Origin of the sequence: Streptomyces sp. NPDC020379 (genome assembly GCF_044387105.1) — a bacterium.
In the GTDB taxonomy this organism is placed as follows: domain Bacteria; phylum Actinomycetota; class Actinomycetes; order Streptomycetales; family Streptomycetaceae; genus Streptomyces.
Genome location: NZ_JBIRVR010000009.1, coordinates 99,426 through 114,057, shown reverse-complemented (window position 1 = coordinate 114,057; position 14,632 = coordinate 99,426). Strand labels below are relative to the sequence as shown.

Below are 14,632 nucleotides of genomic sequence, written 5' to 3'. Positions count from 1 at the left end.
GATGAGCCAGGCGGCGCAGAATCTGAACTGGTTGATCACCAACTTCGTGGAGAGCACCCCGGGGGTCTCCCACACGGTGGTGGTGTCCGCCGACGGACTCCTTCTGGCGATGTCCGAAGGTTTCCCGCGGGACCGCGCGGACCAGCTGGCGGCGGTCGCCTCCGGCCTGACCTCGCTCACGGCCGGAGCCTCCCGGATCTTCGAGGGCGGCGCGGTCAACCAGACCGTCGTGGAGATGGAACGCGGCTTCCTCTTCATCATGTCCGTCTCCGACGGATCCTCCCTGGCCGTCCTGGCGCACCCCGAGTGCGACATCGGCCTCGTGGGCTACGAGATGGCCCTCCTCGTCGACCGCGCGGGCACCGTACTCACCCCCGATCTCCGCGCCGAGCTCCAGGGCAGCCTGCTGAACTGACCCCCGCACCCCGCAGATACCGTCCGACCGCACGGCCGAAAACCCCCCACCGGCCACCGCTCGACGGCATTATTGCCATCCTGCTGTCCCGTCCGGAGGATTCATGACCCCGCCCGCCTCGCCCGGCCCGTACGGCGCTTCTCATCACGCGTCGTACGGGAGTGAAGGCGACCAGCCGCTGGTCCGCCCCTATGCCATGACGGGTGGCCGCACCCGGCCGCGCTACCAGCTCGCCATCGAGGCCCTGGTCAGCTCCACGGCCGATCCGGCGCACCTCCAGGGGCTGCTCCCCGAGCACCAGCGGATCTGTCACCTGTGCCGGGAGGTCAAGTCCGTCGCGGAGGTCTCGGCGCTGCTGAACATGCCCCTGGGCGTGGCTCGCATCCTCGTCGCGGACCTGGCGGAGGCCGGAATGGTGGCGATCCACCAGCCGGGCGGCAGCGGCGAGTCCGGCGGGACGCCGGATGTGACACTGCTCGAAAGGGTGCTCAGTGGACTTCGGAAGCTCTAGCGGGGGCGTCGGCCGTTCCACCACGTCCGCGAAGATAGTCGTGGCGGGCGGTTTCGGCGTCGGTAAGACCACGTTCGTCGGCGCGGTCTCGGAGATCAGCCCGCTGCGCACCGAAGCCGTGATGACGTCCGCCTCCGCGGGGATCGACGATCTCACGCACGCGCCGGACAAGACCACGACGACCGTGGCGATGGATTTCGGCCGCATCACGCTGGACGACGATCTGATCCTCTATCTGTTCGGGACGCCGGGTCAGGACCGTTTCTGGTTCATGTGGGACGACCTGGTGCGCGGCGCGATCGGCGCGATCGTCCTCGTCGACACCCGCCGGCTCGCCGACTGCTTCCCCGCGGTCGACTACTTCGAGAACAGCGGCCTGCCCTTCGTCATCGCCCTCAACGGCTTCGACGGGCACCAGCCGTACGGGCCCGAAGAGGTGCGCGAGGCGCTCCAGATCGGCCCGGACACCCCGATCATCACGACGGACGCCCGCCACCGCAACGAGGCGAAGAGCGCCCTCATCACTCTTGTCGAGCACGCCCTGATGGCGCGGTTGAAGTAGCTCCGCACAATCTCCTGGTTGTCGGAAATGGGTTGTGGTATTGAACACGACCCGGCGGGGCGTTCATAACGTTTCGACAGAGAATCGGCCGGACGTGGACACCGTCTGCGTTCGGCCCGCTTCGCTCTGCTCATGATTCGCCCGCCATTTGGCGCCGCTCGCTCTTAATGCCCGTTTTATGTCGGGCAAATCGCTTCGGCCGTCGGCTGCGCGCACTGTTTGGAATGCGCACGCCTGACGTGCTGGAATTCCAGGAACTGAGCGGTAACGGCTCAGTTCGAAAAACGGCACACAACGCAGGTGCCGACGCCGAGAGGTTGTTGGTCGAGTGACGCGCAGAAAGACGGGCGCCGCACAGCAGGCGCGGGACGAGCGGGGCAACTTCACCCCGCCGTCGCGCACAGCGGTGCCGCCTTCCGACGTGCCCGAAACGCCCGCCCCGCCGGCCGCGGCCCGTGGCGGCCGCTTCTCGCCCCGCAACTGGCGTGTGCCCGTCCGCCTGAACGCGATCCTGATGATCCCGGTGCTGGTGGCCCTGGTCTTCGGCGGACTGGACGTCAAGGGCTCGGTGGACACCTGGACCGAGGCCAAGGACGCGGCGAACACCGCGCGTCTGGTCCGTGCCGCCGCCACGTATGCCCACGCCGTCCTCGACGAGCGCGACCTGAGCGCGCAGCCGATGCTGCTGGGCAACCGCGACGCCGCCGTCGTCAAGAAGGCGCAGGCCGCGACGGACGCCGCCAAGGCGGACTTCGACAAGGCCGTCTCCAAGGCGCCGGGCACCCCGACCCTGAAGCGCCGCCTGAAGCTCTTCCGCGAGGCCGAGCTGACGCTGCCGAAGCTGCGTAAGAAGGCGTTCACCTCCGAGATGCCGAAGGTGGAGTCGGAGGACGGCTACGGCGCCATCCAGCAGCCGCTGATGACCTTCGCCAACGAGCTGGGCCTGGGCACCGGCAACAACTCCTACGGCCGCATGGTCTACGCGATCGAGCTGGCGAAGGCCGCCGAGTCGCTCCAGCGCTCCATCGGCACCCACCTGCTGGTCAAGCCGGTCGAGAGCGAGTCCGACCGGGCCGCCCTGACGACCGCGTTCATCTCGTACAACTTCCTGGAGTCCATCGCCCGGCGTGAGTACGACGCCGCCGGCAGCGAGGACGACATCAGCCGCCTGAACGACATCATGGCCACCAAGGCCAAGACATCCGAACAGGACAAGATCTTCAACGCGATCGCCGCGGGCAGCACGCAGAAGCAGCTGAAGGCCGCGGACATCACCGCGGACGGCTGGTTCACGGCCGCCACGGCGAAGTTCGACGCCTACCGCGACGTCGAGAAGGAACTGGCCGACAAGGCGGTGAACGAGGCCGAGAGCGTCTCGTCCGACGCCCAGCAGACCGCGTACATCAACGCCTCGATCCTGATCGCGGTCCTCATCATCGCGTTCTTCGTGGCCGGCATGATGGCGCGCTCGATGAGCCGCAACATGCGCCACCTGCGCCGCGCCGCCTTCGACATCGCCGAGCAGCAGCTGCCCGCGCTGGTCGACCAGCTCTCGCGCACCGACCCCGGCCGCGTGGACACCCGGATCCAGCCGATCCCGATCACCACCCGGGACGAGATCGGCGAGGTCGCCCGCGCCTTCGACCAGGTGCACCGCGAGGCCGTCCGGCTCGCCGCCGAGCAGGCCCTGCTGCGAGGCAACGTCAACGCGATCTTCACCAACCTCTCGCGCCGCAACCAGTCCCTGATCGAGGGCCAGCTGACCCTGATCACGGAGCTGGAGGAGAACGAGGCCGACCCGGACCAGCTGGAGAACCTCTTCCGCCTGGACCACCTGGCCACCCGCATGCGCCGCAACGGCGAGAACCTCCTGGTCCTCGCCGGCGAGGAGCCCGGCCGCCGCTGGGACCAGCCGGTCCCGCTGGTGGACGTGCTGCGCGCCGCGTCCTCCGAGGTGGAGGCGTACGAGCGCATCGAGCTCTCCGGCGTCCCGGACGCCGAGATCCACGGCCTGGCCGTGACCGACCTCGTGCACCTCCTCGCGGAGCTGCTGGAGAACGCCACCTCGTTCTCCTCGCCGCACACCAAGGTCCGCGTCACCGCGACCCGGCTGCCCGACGGCCGCGTCATGGTCGAGATCCACGACAAGGGCATCGGCCTGACCGCCGAGGACTTCGCGGACATCAACCACCGCCTGGCCAACCCGCCGTCCGTGGACGTCGCGATCGCCCAGCGCATGGGTCTCTTCGTGGTCGGCCGCCTGGCGACCCGCCACGGCATCCGCGTCCAGCTGCGCCCCTCCGGCGAGCAGGCCGGCACCACCTCGCTGGTGATGCTCCCGGACGCCATCACGCACGGTGGCGGCGGCGAGGACGAGCTGTCCGGTGACGACTTCACGGTCTCCCGGATGGTGCCCGAGCAGCAGGCGACGCCCATGGGCCGGGCCCGCACCGCTGCCGAGCTCGGCTTCGACGACTCGCGCTACGAGCCCCGGCAGGAGAACTCCGGCGCTCCGGCGCTGGATCCGCTCGGCCGCTCGCGACTGCGTGAGGAGCGCCGCGCGGCCCTGGAGGCGCAGGTGGCCGAAGGCCGCCCACTGTTCCAGGACCAGGTCACCCAGCAGCCGTTCGAGCAGCAGTCGTTCGAGCAGCAGGGTTACGAGCAGCAGACCGCCCAGCAGCAGCCTTACGAGCAGCAGCCCGACCAGGACACCGGCGGCCACGCCGTCCCGTACCCCGGTCAGCACGCGACGGGCCAGCACGTGGTGCCGCAGCACGGTCAGCACGCGACCGGGCAGCACGCGGTGCCCCAGGACCAGCACTCGACGGGTCAGCACCAGGCGCCGCAGCAGGGCTACGAGTCCTACGAGCAGACGGGCCAGCACGCCTACCCCGAGGCCGGCTATCCGGACGCCGGGTATGCGGAACCGGGTTACCCCGGCCGGCAGCAGGGCTTCGACGGTTTCGCCGCCCCGGCCCAGCAGGGCGGGTGGCAGGAGTCAGGTCCGTACCGGAACGCCACCCAGCAGGGTTACGGAGCGGATTCGGAAACCCTGTCGCCCGCTGACACGGCACAGCCGGAGCGCGTAGAGTTCGACCGTCCGGGCCCCGCCTCGAGCGGCTCCCACTCGCTGACCGGGTCCGGTCTGCCGCGCCGCGCGAAGCAGTGGCAGCAGTCCGATTCAGTCGAGGACGCCGCGGGGGCCGGCGATGCGGAGCAGCCTCAGCAGGACGTCCCACAGCAGCCGCAGGAGGGCAGCGAGCCCGACTGGCGATCGGCGAACGACGAGCGCTGGCATCGCGCCGAGCAGCTCCGTGAGCCGAAAGCCGGCGGAATCACCCCCTCTGGTCTCCCCCGCCGCGTGCCCAAGGCCAATCTGATCGAGGGCAAGGCGGAGCAGACCCCCCAGAGCGGCGCCCAGATATCCCGTGCCCCGGAGGACGTACGCGGCAGGCTGAGCAATCTGCGCCGCGGCATCCAGCAGGGACGCAGCGCGGGCGGCGACACCGTCGGCGCGCAGGAGCAGCATGAGCAACACGACCAGGGCTTCGGCCCCGGCGGTACCTACGATCAGGAGCGTTAGTGTGAGCCCGATGAGCCAGGCGGCGCAAAACCTGAACTGGTTGATCACCAGTTTCGTGGAGAACACCCCAGGGGTGTCCCACACCGTCGTGGTCTCCGCCGACGGACTCCTTCTGGCCATGTCCGAAGGTTTCCCGCGGGACCGCGCGGACCAGCTGGCGGCGGTCGCCTCCGGCCTGACCTCGCTCACGGCCGGAGCCTCCCGGATCTTCGAGGGCGGCGCGGTCAACCAGACCGTCGTGGAGATGGAACGCGGCTTCCTCTTCATCATGTCCGTCTCCGACGGATCCTCCCTGGCCGTCCTGGCGCACCCCGAGTGCGACATCGGCCTCGTGGGCTACGAGATGGCCCTCCTCGTCGACCGCGCGGGCACCGTACTCACCCCCGATCTCCGCGCCGAACTGCAGGGGAGCCTTCTCAACTAGCAAAGAGGCAGTGCGTTTCGCGCCACCGCGCCATAAGGTGCGGTGGCGCGACCAGCAGCAGACAGGCGAGTTGGAGGAGGATTGACGTGGCAACGCCCCCAGGCGGTTACCCGTATGGCAATGAACAGCAGGGTCAGCCCCCGTTGAACCGCTTCAACTTCCCTTCGGCGCCGAGCCATCAAGCGCACGCGGAGCCGCCGCGCCCGCCGCAGCACATGCAGCAGGTACCGCAGCAACAGCAGCAGCGGCGTGCGGCCGCGGGGTCCCCCTCGGGGGCCAAGAAGCACAATCCGCTGGTCCGCCCGTATGCGATGACCGGCGGCCGGACCCGGCCGCGGTACCAGCTCGCCATCGAGGCGCTGGTGCACACCACGGCCCAGCCGTCCCAGCTCCAAGGGCAGTTGCCGGAACACCAGCGCATCTGCCATCTGTGCCGTGAGATCAAGTCGGTCGCCGAGATCTCGGCACTTCTCTCCATCCCCCTCGGCGTCGCCCGAATCCTCGTCGCCGACTTGGCGGAGGCCGGGCTCGTCGCCATCCATCAGCCCGGCGGCGACGAGTCCGCCGGCGGCCAGCCTGACGTGACACTGCTCGAAAGGGTGCTCAGTGGACTTCGGAACCTCTAGCGGCGAGGCAGTCCGCTCCACCACCTCCGCGAAGATCGTGGTGGCGGGTGGATTCGGCGTGGGCAAGACCACGTTCGTCGGCGCGGTCTCGGAGATCAACCCGCTGCGCACCGAAGCCGTGATGACGTCCGCCTCCGCGGGGATCGACGACCTCACGCACGCGCCGGACAAGACCACGACGACCGTGGCCATGGACTTCGGCCGTATCACCCTGGACCAGGACCTGATCCTGTACCTCTTCGGTACCCCGGGCCAGGACCGTTTCTGGTTCATGTGGGACGACCTGGTGCGCGGCGCGATCGGTGCCGTCGTCCTCGTCGACACCCGCCGGCTCGCCGACTGCTTCCCCGCGGTCGACTACTTCGAGAACAGCGGCCTGCCCTTCGTCATCGCCCTCAACGGCTTCGACGGGCACCAGCCGTACACCCCGGAGGAGGTGCGCGAGGCCCTCCAGATCGGCCCGGACGCGCCGATCATCACGACGGACGCCCGCCACCGCAACGAGGCCAAGAGCGCCCTCATCACCCTGGTCGAGCACGCCCTGATGGCGCGCCTGCGATGAGCGGGTCGGCTGCGCCGACGCGAAAAGGTCCCCACACTCACGGAGTGCGGGGACCTTCTGCGTATCCGGGACTTCCGCCTGGCCGGACGGGGGCAGGCACGCGAAAGCGCCGGACGGGCCGAGGAGTCGGCCCGTCCGGCGCTTCGGTGGTGGGTGTCAGCCCTGCCAGCTGTGCGGCGCCCTGAAGCCGGGCGTGCGCTCCAGGCGGCGCCACCCGGCGGCCGTGCGGCGGGGCCGCGCGGGGGCCGCGTCGGTGCCGAACGCAGCCGCACGGGCGAGCAGGACGGCCGTGACCGCGGCCACTTCCTCCGCGTCGGCCATGCCCTTCTCGACGCGTACGAGCGTGTTCTCCATGCTGTGACTCCCTTACTGGGGCGGGTTGCCGTGCTTGCGGGAGGGCAGGTCGGCGTGCTTCGTGGCGAGCATCGCCAGCGACCTGATGAGGACCGACCGGGTCTCGACCGGGTCGATCACGTCGTCCACCAGCCCGCGCTCGGCGGCGTAGTACGGGTGCATGAGCTCGGCCTTGTACTCCTTGACCATCCGGGCCCGCATCGCCTCGGGGTCGTCCGCCTCGGCGATCTGCTTGCGGAAGATCACGTTGGCCGCGCCCTCGGCGCCCATGACGGCGATCTCGTTCGTCGGCCAGGCGTAGGTGAGGTCGGCGCCGATGGACTGGGAGTCCATGACGATGTACGCGCCGCCGTACGCCTTGCGCAGGATCACCGAGATCCGCGGCACCGTGGCATTGCAGTACGCGTACAGCAGCTTGGCGCCGTGCCGGATGATTCCACCGTGCTCCTGGTCGACGCCGGGGAGAAAGCCCGGTACGTCCAGAAGAGTGATGATCGGGATGTTGAAGGCGTCGCACATCTGGATGAAACGGGCGGCCTTCTCGCTCGCCTCGATGTCCAGCACGCCGGCGAGGGACTGCGGCTGGTTGGCCACGATGCCGACGACCTGGCCGTCCAGCCGGGACAGCGCGCAGATGATGTTGGTGGCCCAGCGCTCGTGGACCTCGAGGTACTCGCCGTCGTCGACGATCTCCTCGATGACCTTGCGCATGTCGTACGGGCGGTTGCCGTCGGCCGGGACCAGGTCGAGCAGGGCCTCGCCGACGCGGTCGGCCGGATCCTCGCTCGCCACGCGGGGCGGGTTCTCGCGGTTGTTCTGCGGCAGCAGCGACAGGAGGTAGCGCACCTCCTCGAGGCACGTCTCCTCGTCGTCGTAGGCGAAGTGGGCCACGCCGGAGGTCTCGGCGTGCACGTCCGCGCCGCCCAGGCCGTTCTGGCTGATCTCCTCGCCGGTGACGGCGCGCACGACGTCGGGGCCGGTGATGAACATCTGCGAGGTCTCACGGACCATGAAGACGAAGTCCGTGAGCGCCGGGCTGTAGGCCGCGCCACCGGCGCAGGGGCCGAGCATCACGCTGATCTGCGGGATGACGCCGGAGGCCCGGGTGTTGCGCTGGAAGATCCCGCCGTAGCCGGCGAGCGCCGAGACGCCCTCCTGGATGCGGGCTCCGGCGCCGTCGTTCAGGGACACCAGGGGCGCCCCGGCCGCGATGGCCTTGTCCATAATCTTGTGGATCTTGGTGGCGTGCGCCTCGCCGAGCGCACCGCCGAAGATCCGGAAGTCGTGGGCGTAGACGAAGACCGTACGGCCGTGGACGGTGCCCCAGCCGGTGATCACACCGTCGGTGTAAGGCTTCTTGCTCTCCAGTCCGAACCCCGAAGCCCGGTGCCGCCGCAGCGGCTCCACCTCGGAGAACGACCCCTCGTCCAGGAGCAGGTCGATCCGCTCCCGGGCCGTCAGCTTCCCCTTGGCCTTCTGGGCCTGGGTCGCCCGCTCGCTCGGACCACGCCGAACCTGCTCGCGGATGGCGTGCAGCTCGGCGACGCGCCCACGGACGTCACTCGCCTCTACGGGCGCACCTTCGAGATTGCTCATGCATAGACGGTACGCGGCGGGACGGCCGGAAACTCATGTCGGTTCCATACAACGTCCTGTGCGATTTGGTGGGCAGGCGTCACAGAAGCGCACAGGGGCCGAGGTCCGCCCCACCCCCGATAGGGGGTACCCATTGTGAATACCTCACAAAAGACGGCGCCCGGAGCCGTAGGCTGGGCAACTTGACGGCCCTCTCGCGCCGGGGCGCCCCATCCATGATCACGCCAGGGTGACCGTACAGCGGTGGGCGGCGCAGGCCGTTCCCGGGGTGACTCTGATCCGCAGGGTGTCGCCCGTGGCCAGCACCCGCACCGAGGGATCGTGGGCGGTGACCCCGCGCACCGGGCGGTGCCACGTGAGGTCGACGGGAGCGCCCGTGCGCGGTGGCTCGGCGAGGTGGAGCGTCGCGGTGCGCCCGCGCGCCGTGGGTGTCTCTCTGACGAGCACGGCCGCCGGGGCCGTGACGGCGAGGGCCCCGGCCGCGCCGGTGGCGCCCGCCGCCCAGAAGTTGGCGGCGGTGAGGCCGAGCGAGGGGACGCGAATCGCCTGGCAGGCCGGGGAGTTGGCGAGCACGGTGAGCCAGTGGGGATCCGCGGCCCGCGCCGCCACGGCACGCGGTCCGGCGCCGGGCAGCAGGAGATACGCGTAGGAGGCACCGGCCGGGTCCGTGCCGTGGCGGCTGAGCAGGGTGAGATAGCGGCGGGTCAGACGGTCGGGGCTGCCACCGGAGTTGATGTCGTGCCAGGCCCCCGAGCGGGCTTCGCACAAGGCGTCCAGGGGCGCGCCGCCGGGGAAGACGTAGCCGCCGTGGCCCGCGAGGTGGGCCCAGCGGGCGCGGGCGTAGGACCGCGCCCAGCCGGCGACGGCGCCCTGCGGCGCGCCGTCGACGGTCAGGACCGGCTCCCCGCGCTCCCCCAGGGATCGGTTGTCGACGACCGTTTCCACGGGGGTGCCGTCGCGCGCGGTGATGCCCGCGCCGAGGCAGACGACCGTATCGGCCGCGCAGAACCAGGACTTCCGGGCCTCCAGGGTGGAGGCGAGCCCCTTGAGGTGCTGGCCGACGGCGGCGAACTCCCCGTCGGTGACACCGCCCACCCAGCGCACGGCGGGCCTGGGCGCGCCCCAGCCGCCGCCTTCGTTGTCGGCGAGCCGCTTGGCGGAGACGGTCGTCCCGGGCAGGCGGTACGGGTCGACGGTGGGCCAGAAGGCGTCCGTGTACTGCCCGTCGCCGCCCGGCGCCGCCCACCAGGAGAGCATTCCGGCGCCGGTGTGCCAGCCGCGGGGGTTCTCGCCGTTGCCGTTCTCGTAGTGGGTGATGCGGTCGGAGGCCATGGCGATGTTGACGGTCCAGCCGGGGCGGCGGTGCACGGCTCGGTCCATGGCGGCGAACAGCCGGTGCCCGACGGGCTCGGGCGCGGCCGGGCCCGGGGCGTCGAGCGCGGCCGCGACGCGGGCGAGGTCGGCGACGCCGAACTGCGGGTCGGCCCGCAGGCCGGTGCCGCGGTCCGCCCACCCCTTGATCAGCGCGTACCACCGGTCGCGGTCGGCCGGGGGCGCGCCGCTCGCCAGCAGGGCGATGGCGGCGATCACCGCGTGGCCGCGCTGCCGGTCGCTCTGCGGCAGCCCGCGTGGGTCGGCGCGCTGTACGCCCCGGCTTATGGCGCGGCCGGAGACGCTGTCCATCATCAGACCGTTGTGGATCAGGGGCGCGTAGGCGTTCTCGACGCTGTCGTGGATGTGCCGCGCGGCCGGGTCCGTGACCTCCCAGGCCGATCCCCGCAGCAGGGCGAAGAGCCGCCCGAGCCCGTCGAGCAGGACCTGGCCGTAGGTGCCGGAGTAGGCGACCCAGGTGTGCTGGACGAAGGAGCCGTCGGCGTAGAGACCGTCCCCCTGGGTCACATAGGGGAAGACGGGCGAGAGGGCGTCGCGGGCGAGGGCGGTCCTGCCGGGGTCCGTGCCGAGGATGCCGCGCAGGGCGACGACGCGGCACAGGTCGACGCGGTTGGCCCCGGTGCTGGTGCCGGAGTAATGACCGAGCTCGGAGTCGGGGACGAAGTGGCCGACCGCGTCCAGGATTCCGGCGCGCCGCCCGGGACCGGCCTCGTCGTGCAGGAGCGTCAGGGTGTCGAGGAGCAGCCGCGGGCTGCCGATCTGCCACTCCCACCAGTTGCCGTACCGCGTGGTGCCCGGGTTGTAGACGCGCTCCCGCACGTGGTCGAGACCGGCGAGGACATCGGCGGCGAGGCCGGCGTCCCCCGTGAGCCCCGTGCCCGGCTGGGCGTACGCCTGGGCCATGACGTGCAGCCGGGCGAAGCTCTGGGTGATCCCGCTCGGCGGGTCGAAGGGGGCGTCGGGCCAGAGCGAGCCGGGCGCGGGTCTCATGCCCGCGCGGTGGACACGGGCGAGCTCCCCCGTGCCGCGCAGGACACCGGCGTAGGGCTCGGCGGTGGCGTCGAACCCGGTGCCGAGCATGATCTCGCGCCACCGCCGCCGCAGCGCCGGGAATTCCTCACCCGGCCCGGCGGAGGCGAAGCCGAGCGCACCGGCGGCGGAGGCGGCGAGGAAGCCACGACGGGTCCAGGCGGGGGCGGTCGGCACGACGGGATCCTTCCGACGGGCGGCGGTGGCGGGGACGACGGGGATGGGGACGGGGGACGGGGGCGGGGACGGGCGGCAGGGACGGGAGATGGCGCGGGAAGCGGTGGCACGGACGGGGTGACGCGGACGGTGCGACGCGGGACGCCGCGCGGGGCGGCAGCACCCCGGGGCCGCGCGGCCGGGCGAGCGGGGCAGGGCAGGAGCGAGGCGCGGCAGAGGCAGGGCAGGGGCGAGAGAGCCGTGGGACGGATGGAGAGGGCACACCGTGGCACGCCCCGGCAGGGCTCACAAGGGACACGACCGCACCGGAACGGAATGGGCCAGGAAATCACTCCGGGAAATCACCCTCGCCAGATGTTGAAACTTGAATCAGGTCGCGCTAACGTCATTCTCGTTGAACCTTCAACGACTACCTTTCTCCCCCCAGGAGCAGTCATGACCCTCTTCGCCCGCAAGCGCGGCACCTCCGCAGCCACCGCCACCCTCGACGCCCCCGCCGCCTCGGCCGCCTCGGCCGCCCCTCTCGCCGTGGACCCCGCGCTGGCCGCCCTGACCGGCGAATACACCGTCGACCCGACCCACAGCAGCATCGGCTTCACGGTCCGGCACGCCATGGTCACCAACGTCAAGGGCTCGTTCACCGAGCACGAGGGGACCCTGCGCCTCGACGGCTCCGACCCCTCCCGCTCCACCGCCTCCCTCGACGTGCGGATCGAGAGCGTGGACACCGGCATGAAGGACCGCGACGCCCACCTGCGCGGCGCCGACTTCTTCGACGCCGAGCGCTTCCCGCTGATGACCTTCCGCTCCACCAGCGCCCAGCAGCTCGGCGGCGACCGCTACCGCATCACCGGCGACCTCACCATCAAGGACGTCACCCGCCCGCTCTCCATCGACCTGGACTTCAACGGCTCGGCCACCGACGTCTACGGCAACGAGCGGGTCGGCTTCGAGGGCAGCGCCGAGATCCTGCGCTCCGACTGGGGCCTGACCTGGAACGCCGCCCTGGAGACCGGTGGCGTGATGGTCAGCGACAAGGTGAAGCTGACCTTCGACATCTCCGCCGTCAAGTCCGCTCCCCTGGCCTGACCCCATGCGGTGTCAGCGGCCGAGGCGCTCCAGACGGTCGACGACCTCAGCGCCTCGGTCCACCGCCGCCGTCCACGCGATGTGGTTGTCGGGCCGCACCAGCACCAGGCCGCCCGCCCCTCCTTCCCCCGGCCCGTCCACGGCCGGCTCCTCCCGCCCCCTCATGCCGTACGCCCGCCACGCGTGCCCGTCGGGATCCACCAGCCCCTCCCCGTCCCCGTCGATCAGACAGGCGCGGACCAGATCGCCGCAGGCGGCCGACGCCCGCGCGAGCGCCTCGGCACTGCGCGGACCGAAGCCCAGCAGGGTGAACCGGGAGCCCGCGAAGACCTCGAAGAGCCTGACCGGCTCGCCGGTCGTGGCGTCGCGGCACGGCGCGTCCGGCGCCCGCTCCCCCGCCGCCCGCCCGCCCCACGCCAGCGAGCCCCAGCCGTAGCCGACGCCCAGCGTGGTGAGGTCCCGGCTGAACCCCGCCTCCGTGCCGACCCCCGCCGTCCGCGTCCCCTCCATGACGGCCCGCAGCCGCTCGTTGGTGGTCTTCAAGGTCCAGGCGGCCACTGGCAGCCGCTCCTCCTCGTAGGTCTCCAGCAGCCCCTCCCCCGCCAGGCCGCGCGCGACGAGGGCGAGCTTCCAGCCGAGGTTGTAGCCGTCCTGGATGCCGGTGTTCATACCGAGGCCGCCGGCTATCGAGTGGACATGAGCCGCGTCACCCGCGAGGAAGGCCCGGCCGACCCGGAAGCGCTCCGCCATCCGGACATTGACGCGGTAGGTGGAGAGCCAGCCCGGGTTGGTCAGCCGCAGCCCGGGTATCCGCGCGTGGCGGTCGAGCTGACGCTGGAAGACCTCCAGCGACGGCTCCTCGTACCGCCCCTCGGCGTCACGCTCCGGCGAGCTCTGGAGCTGCCAGCGTTCGGTGCCCGGCAGGGGGCAGAGCAGGACGGCACCGTCCTCGTCGATCCACTGGTGCCAGTACCCGCGGTCCAGGCCGCCCTCGACCTCGACATCCCCGACCAGGGCCAGCTCCGGCGCGGTCTCCCCGTCGAAGGACAGCCCGAGCGCCTTGCGGACCATGCCGCGGGCACCGTCGCAGCCCACGAGATACGCGGCCCGGACGCGCCGCCCGCCGGCCAGCGTGGCCGTCACCCCGGACTCGTCCTGCGTGAACTCGGCCACCTCGGTGCCCAGTTCGACCCGGACCCCGTACGAAGCGAGCTTCGCCCTGAGGATCTCCTCGGTCCGCCACTGGGGTATCCACAGCCCCGTCGCGTACGGCACGTCGGGCGTGGGGGCCGCGTCCTCCTGGGGCGTGTGGTCGGCGATCAGGGCACCGCCCCGGTACTTGCGGAGGGTCAGGCGGGGGTTGCCCGCGGCCGTGAACTCCTCTCCCATGCCGAGGTCCGCGAGCACTTCACGACTGCGCTGGTTGAGCCCCTTGCCGCGCGAACCACCGTGGAATTCCGGCGACTTGTCGACGATCCGCACCGGAACCCCGGCGCGGGCGAGTGTGCAGGCCAGCGTCAGGCCCGTCGGTCCGGCGCCCACGATCAGCACTGCGGTGGTGGTCATACGGTGTCCCTCCGTCGTTCGGTGCCTCCATGAAAGCCCTCGCGAGAAGAAAACGCAACCGAGTAACAAACGATTCCAAGTAACACGACCTGATAGAGTGAACCCGTGACCGACGAGACCGGACTGCGGGAACGCAAGAAGCAGCGCACACGGCAGGCGCTGTCCGAGACGGCGATCGAGCTCTTTCTCGCGCGCGGCTTCGACCAGGTGTCGGTCGCGGATGTGGCCGCCGCGGTGGAGGTCTCCAAGCCGACGCTCTTCCGCTATTTCCCGGCCAAGGAAGACCTCGTCCTGCACCGCATCGCCGATCACCAGGGCGAAGCGGCCCGCGTGGTGCGCGAGCGGCCGGCCGGGCGGTCGCCACTGGCCGCGCTGCGCACGCACTTCCACGACCGCCTCGACGCCCACGACCCGGTCACGGGCCTCTGCGACCACCCCGCCGTATTGGCCTTCCACGACATGGTCTTCACGACGCCGAGCCTGGTGGCACGGCTGGTGCGGTACGCGGAGCGGGACGAGGAGGAGCTGGCCTCGGTGCTCGCCGGATCCGGCGGTGGCGAGCTCACGGCTCGGCTGGCGGCGGCGCAGATCGTGGCGGTGCAGCAGCGGTTGGCCCGGGTGAACTGGGGGCGGCTGAACGGGGGGTTGAGTGCGGCTGAGGCGTTGCCTCTCGCGCGTGCGGACGCGGATGTGGCTTACGGGTTGTTGGAAGGCGGGGTGGGGGCTGTGTACGGCTGAGGCGGACG

General features: G+C 71.1%; 13 protein-coding genes. 9 read left to right on the top strand and 4 right to left on the bottom strand.

Translation table 11 applies throughout. The features are described 5' to 3' along the window. Position 1 precedes the first annotated feature (1 nt). From ACH427_RS14655 to ACH427_RS14625, 7 genes are all read left to right on the top strand, one after another. Positions 2 to 415: a roadblock/LC7 domain-containing protein gene (locus ACH427_RS14655; RefSeq protein WP_301894302.1), complete on the top strand. Its 414-nt coding sequence runs from the start codon at positions 2 to 4 to the stop codon at positions 413 to 415. Positions 416 to 518: 103 nt separating this feature from the next. Beyond that, positions 519 to 926 carry a DUF742 domain-containing protein gene (locus tag ACH427_RS14650; RefSeq protein ID WP_116214075.1) on the top strand — a complete coding sequence of 136 codons (408 nt, stop codon included), beginning with the start codon at positions 519 to 521 and terminating at the stop codon, positions 924 to 926. Further along, positions 907 to 1,488 carry a GTP-binding protein gene (locus ACH427_RS14645; protein ID WP_398869820.1) on the top strand — a complete coding sequence of 194 codons (582 nt, stop codon included), beginning with the start codon at positions 907 to 909 and terminating at the stop codon, positions 1,486 to 1,488. Before ACH427_RS14650 ends, ACH427_RS14645 begins: the two co-directional genes overlap by 20 nt. A 328-nt stretch (positions 1,489 to 1,816) precedes the next feature. Then, positions 1,817 to 5,071 (top strand): nitrate- and nitrite sensing domain-containing protein, encoded by a 3,255-nt coding sequence (locus tag ACH427_RS14640; protein WP_398869819.1) that lies wholly within the window; start codon positions 1,817 to 1,819, stop codon positions 5,069 to 5,071. Positions 5,072 to 5,081: 10 nt separating this feature from the next. Further along, a complete protein-coding gene (locus ACH427_RS14635; protein WP_162890378.1) occupies positions 5,082 to 5,495 on the top strand; it encodes a roadblock/LC7 domain-containing protein in 414 nt (137 codons plus the stop codon). 86 nt (positions 5,496 to 5,581) lie between these two features. Continuing rightward, positions 5,582 to 6,121 (top strand): DUF742 domain-containing protein, encoded by a 540-nt coding sequence (locus ACH427_RS14630; protein WP_398869818.1) that lies wholly within the window; start codon positions 5,582 to 5,584, stop codon positions 6,119 to 6,121. Further along, a complete protein-coding gene (locus ACH427_RS14625; RefSeq protein WP_116214070.1) occupies positions 6,102 to 6,683 on the top strand; it encodes an ATP/GTP-binding protein in 582 nt (193 codons plus the stop codon). Before ACH427_RS14630 ends, ACH427_RS14625 begins: the two co-directional genes overlap by 20 nt. Before the next feature lie 156 nt (positions 6,684 to 6,839). Here ACH427_RS14625 and ACH427_RS14620 read toward each other — a convergent pair whose 3' ends face one another. The 3 genes from ACH427_RS14620 to ACH427_RS14610 form a co-directional block, all read right to left on the bottom strand. Continuing rightward, complete coding sequence (locus tag ACH427_RS14620; RefSeq protein ID WP_398869817.1) at positions 6,840 to 7,037, bottom strand: acyl-CoA carboxylase subunit epsilon; 198 nt, start codon at positions 7,035 to 7,037, stop codon at positions 6,840 to 6,842. A gap of 12 nt (positions 7,038 to 7,049) precedes the next feature. Further along, positions 7,050 to 8,633, bottom strand: a complete 1,584-nt coding sequence (locus ACH427_RS14615) for an acyl-CoA carboxylase subunit beta (RefSeq protein WP_398869816.1) — start codon at positions 8,631 to 8,633, stop codon at positions 7,050 to 7,052. 219 nt (positions 8,634 to 8,852) lie between these two features. Then, complete coding sequence (locus ACH427_RS14610) at positions 8,853 to 11,231, bottom strand: polysaccharide lyase 8 family protein (protein WP_398869814.1); 2,379 nt, start codon at positions 11,229 to 11,231, stop codon at positions 8,853 to 8,855. A gap of 435 nt (positions 11,232 to 11,666) precedes the next feature. On the opposite strand from ACH427_RS14610, the gene ACH427_RS14605 reads away from it, so the two are divergent. Further along, the gene (locus ACH427_RS14605) at positions 11,667 to 12,320 is read left to right on the top strand and encodes a YceI family protein (RefSeq protein WP_398869813.1); all 654 of its coding nucleotides are present in this window, start codon (positions 11,667 to 11,669) and stop codon (positions 12,318 to 12,320) included. 12 nt (positions 12,321 to 12,332) lie between these two features. Here the strand turns inward: ACH427_RS14605 and ACH427_RS14600 are convergent, their stop codons facing one another. Beyond that, entirely contained in the window at positions 12,333 to 13,886 is a 1,554-nt protein-coding gene (locus ACH427_RS14600) for an FAD-dependent monooxygenase (protein WP_398869812.1), read from the bottom strand. A 105-nt stretch (positions 13,887 to 13,991) separates the two neighbouring features. Between ACH427_RS14600 and ACH427_RS14595 the strand changes: the two genes are divergently transcribed. Continuing rightward, entirely contained in the window at positions 13,992 to 14,624 is a 633-nt protein-coding gene (locus ACH427_RS14595) for a TetR/AcrR family transcriptional regulator (RefSeq protein ID WP_398869811.1), read from the top strand. Positions 14,625 to 14,632 lie beyond the last annotated feature (8 nt).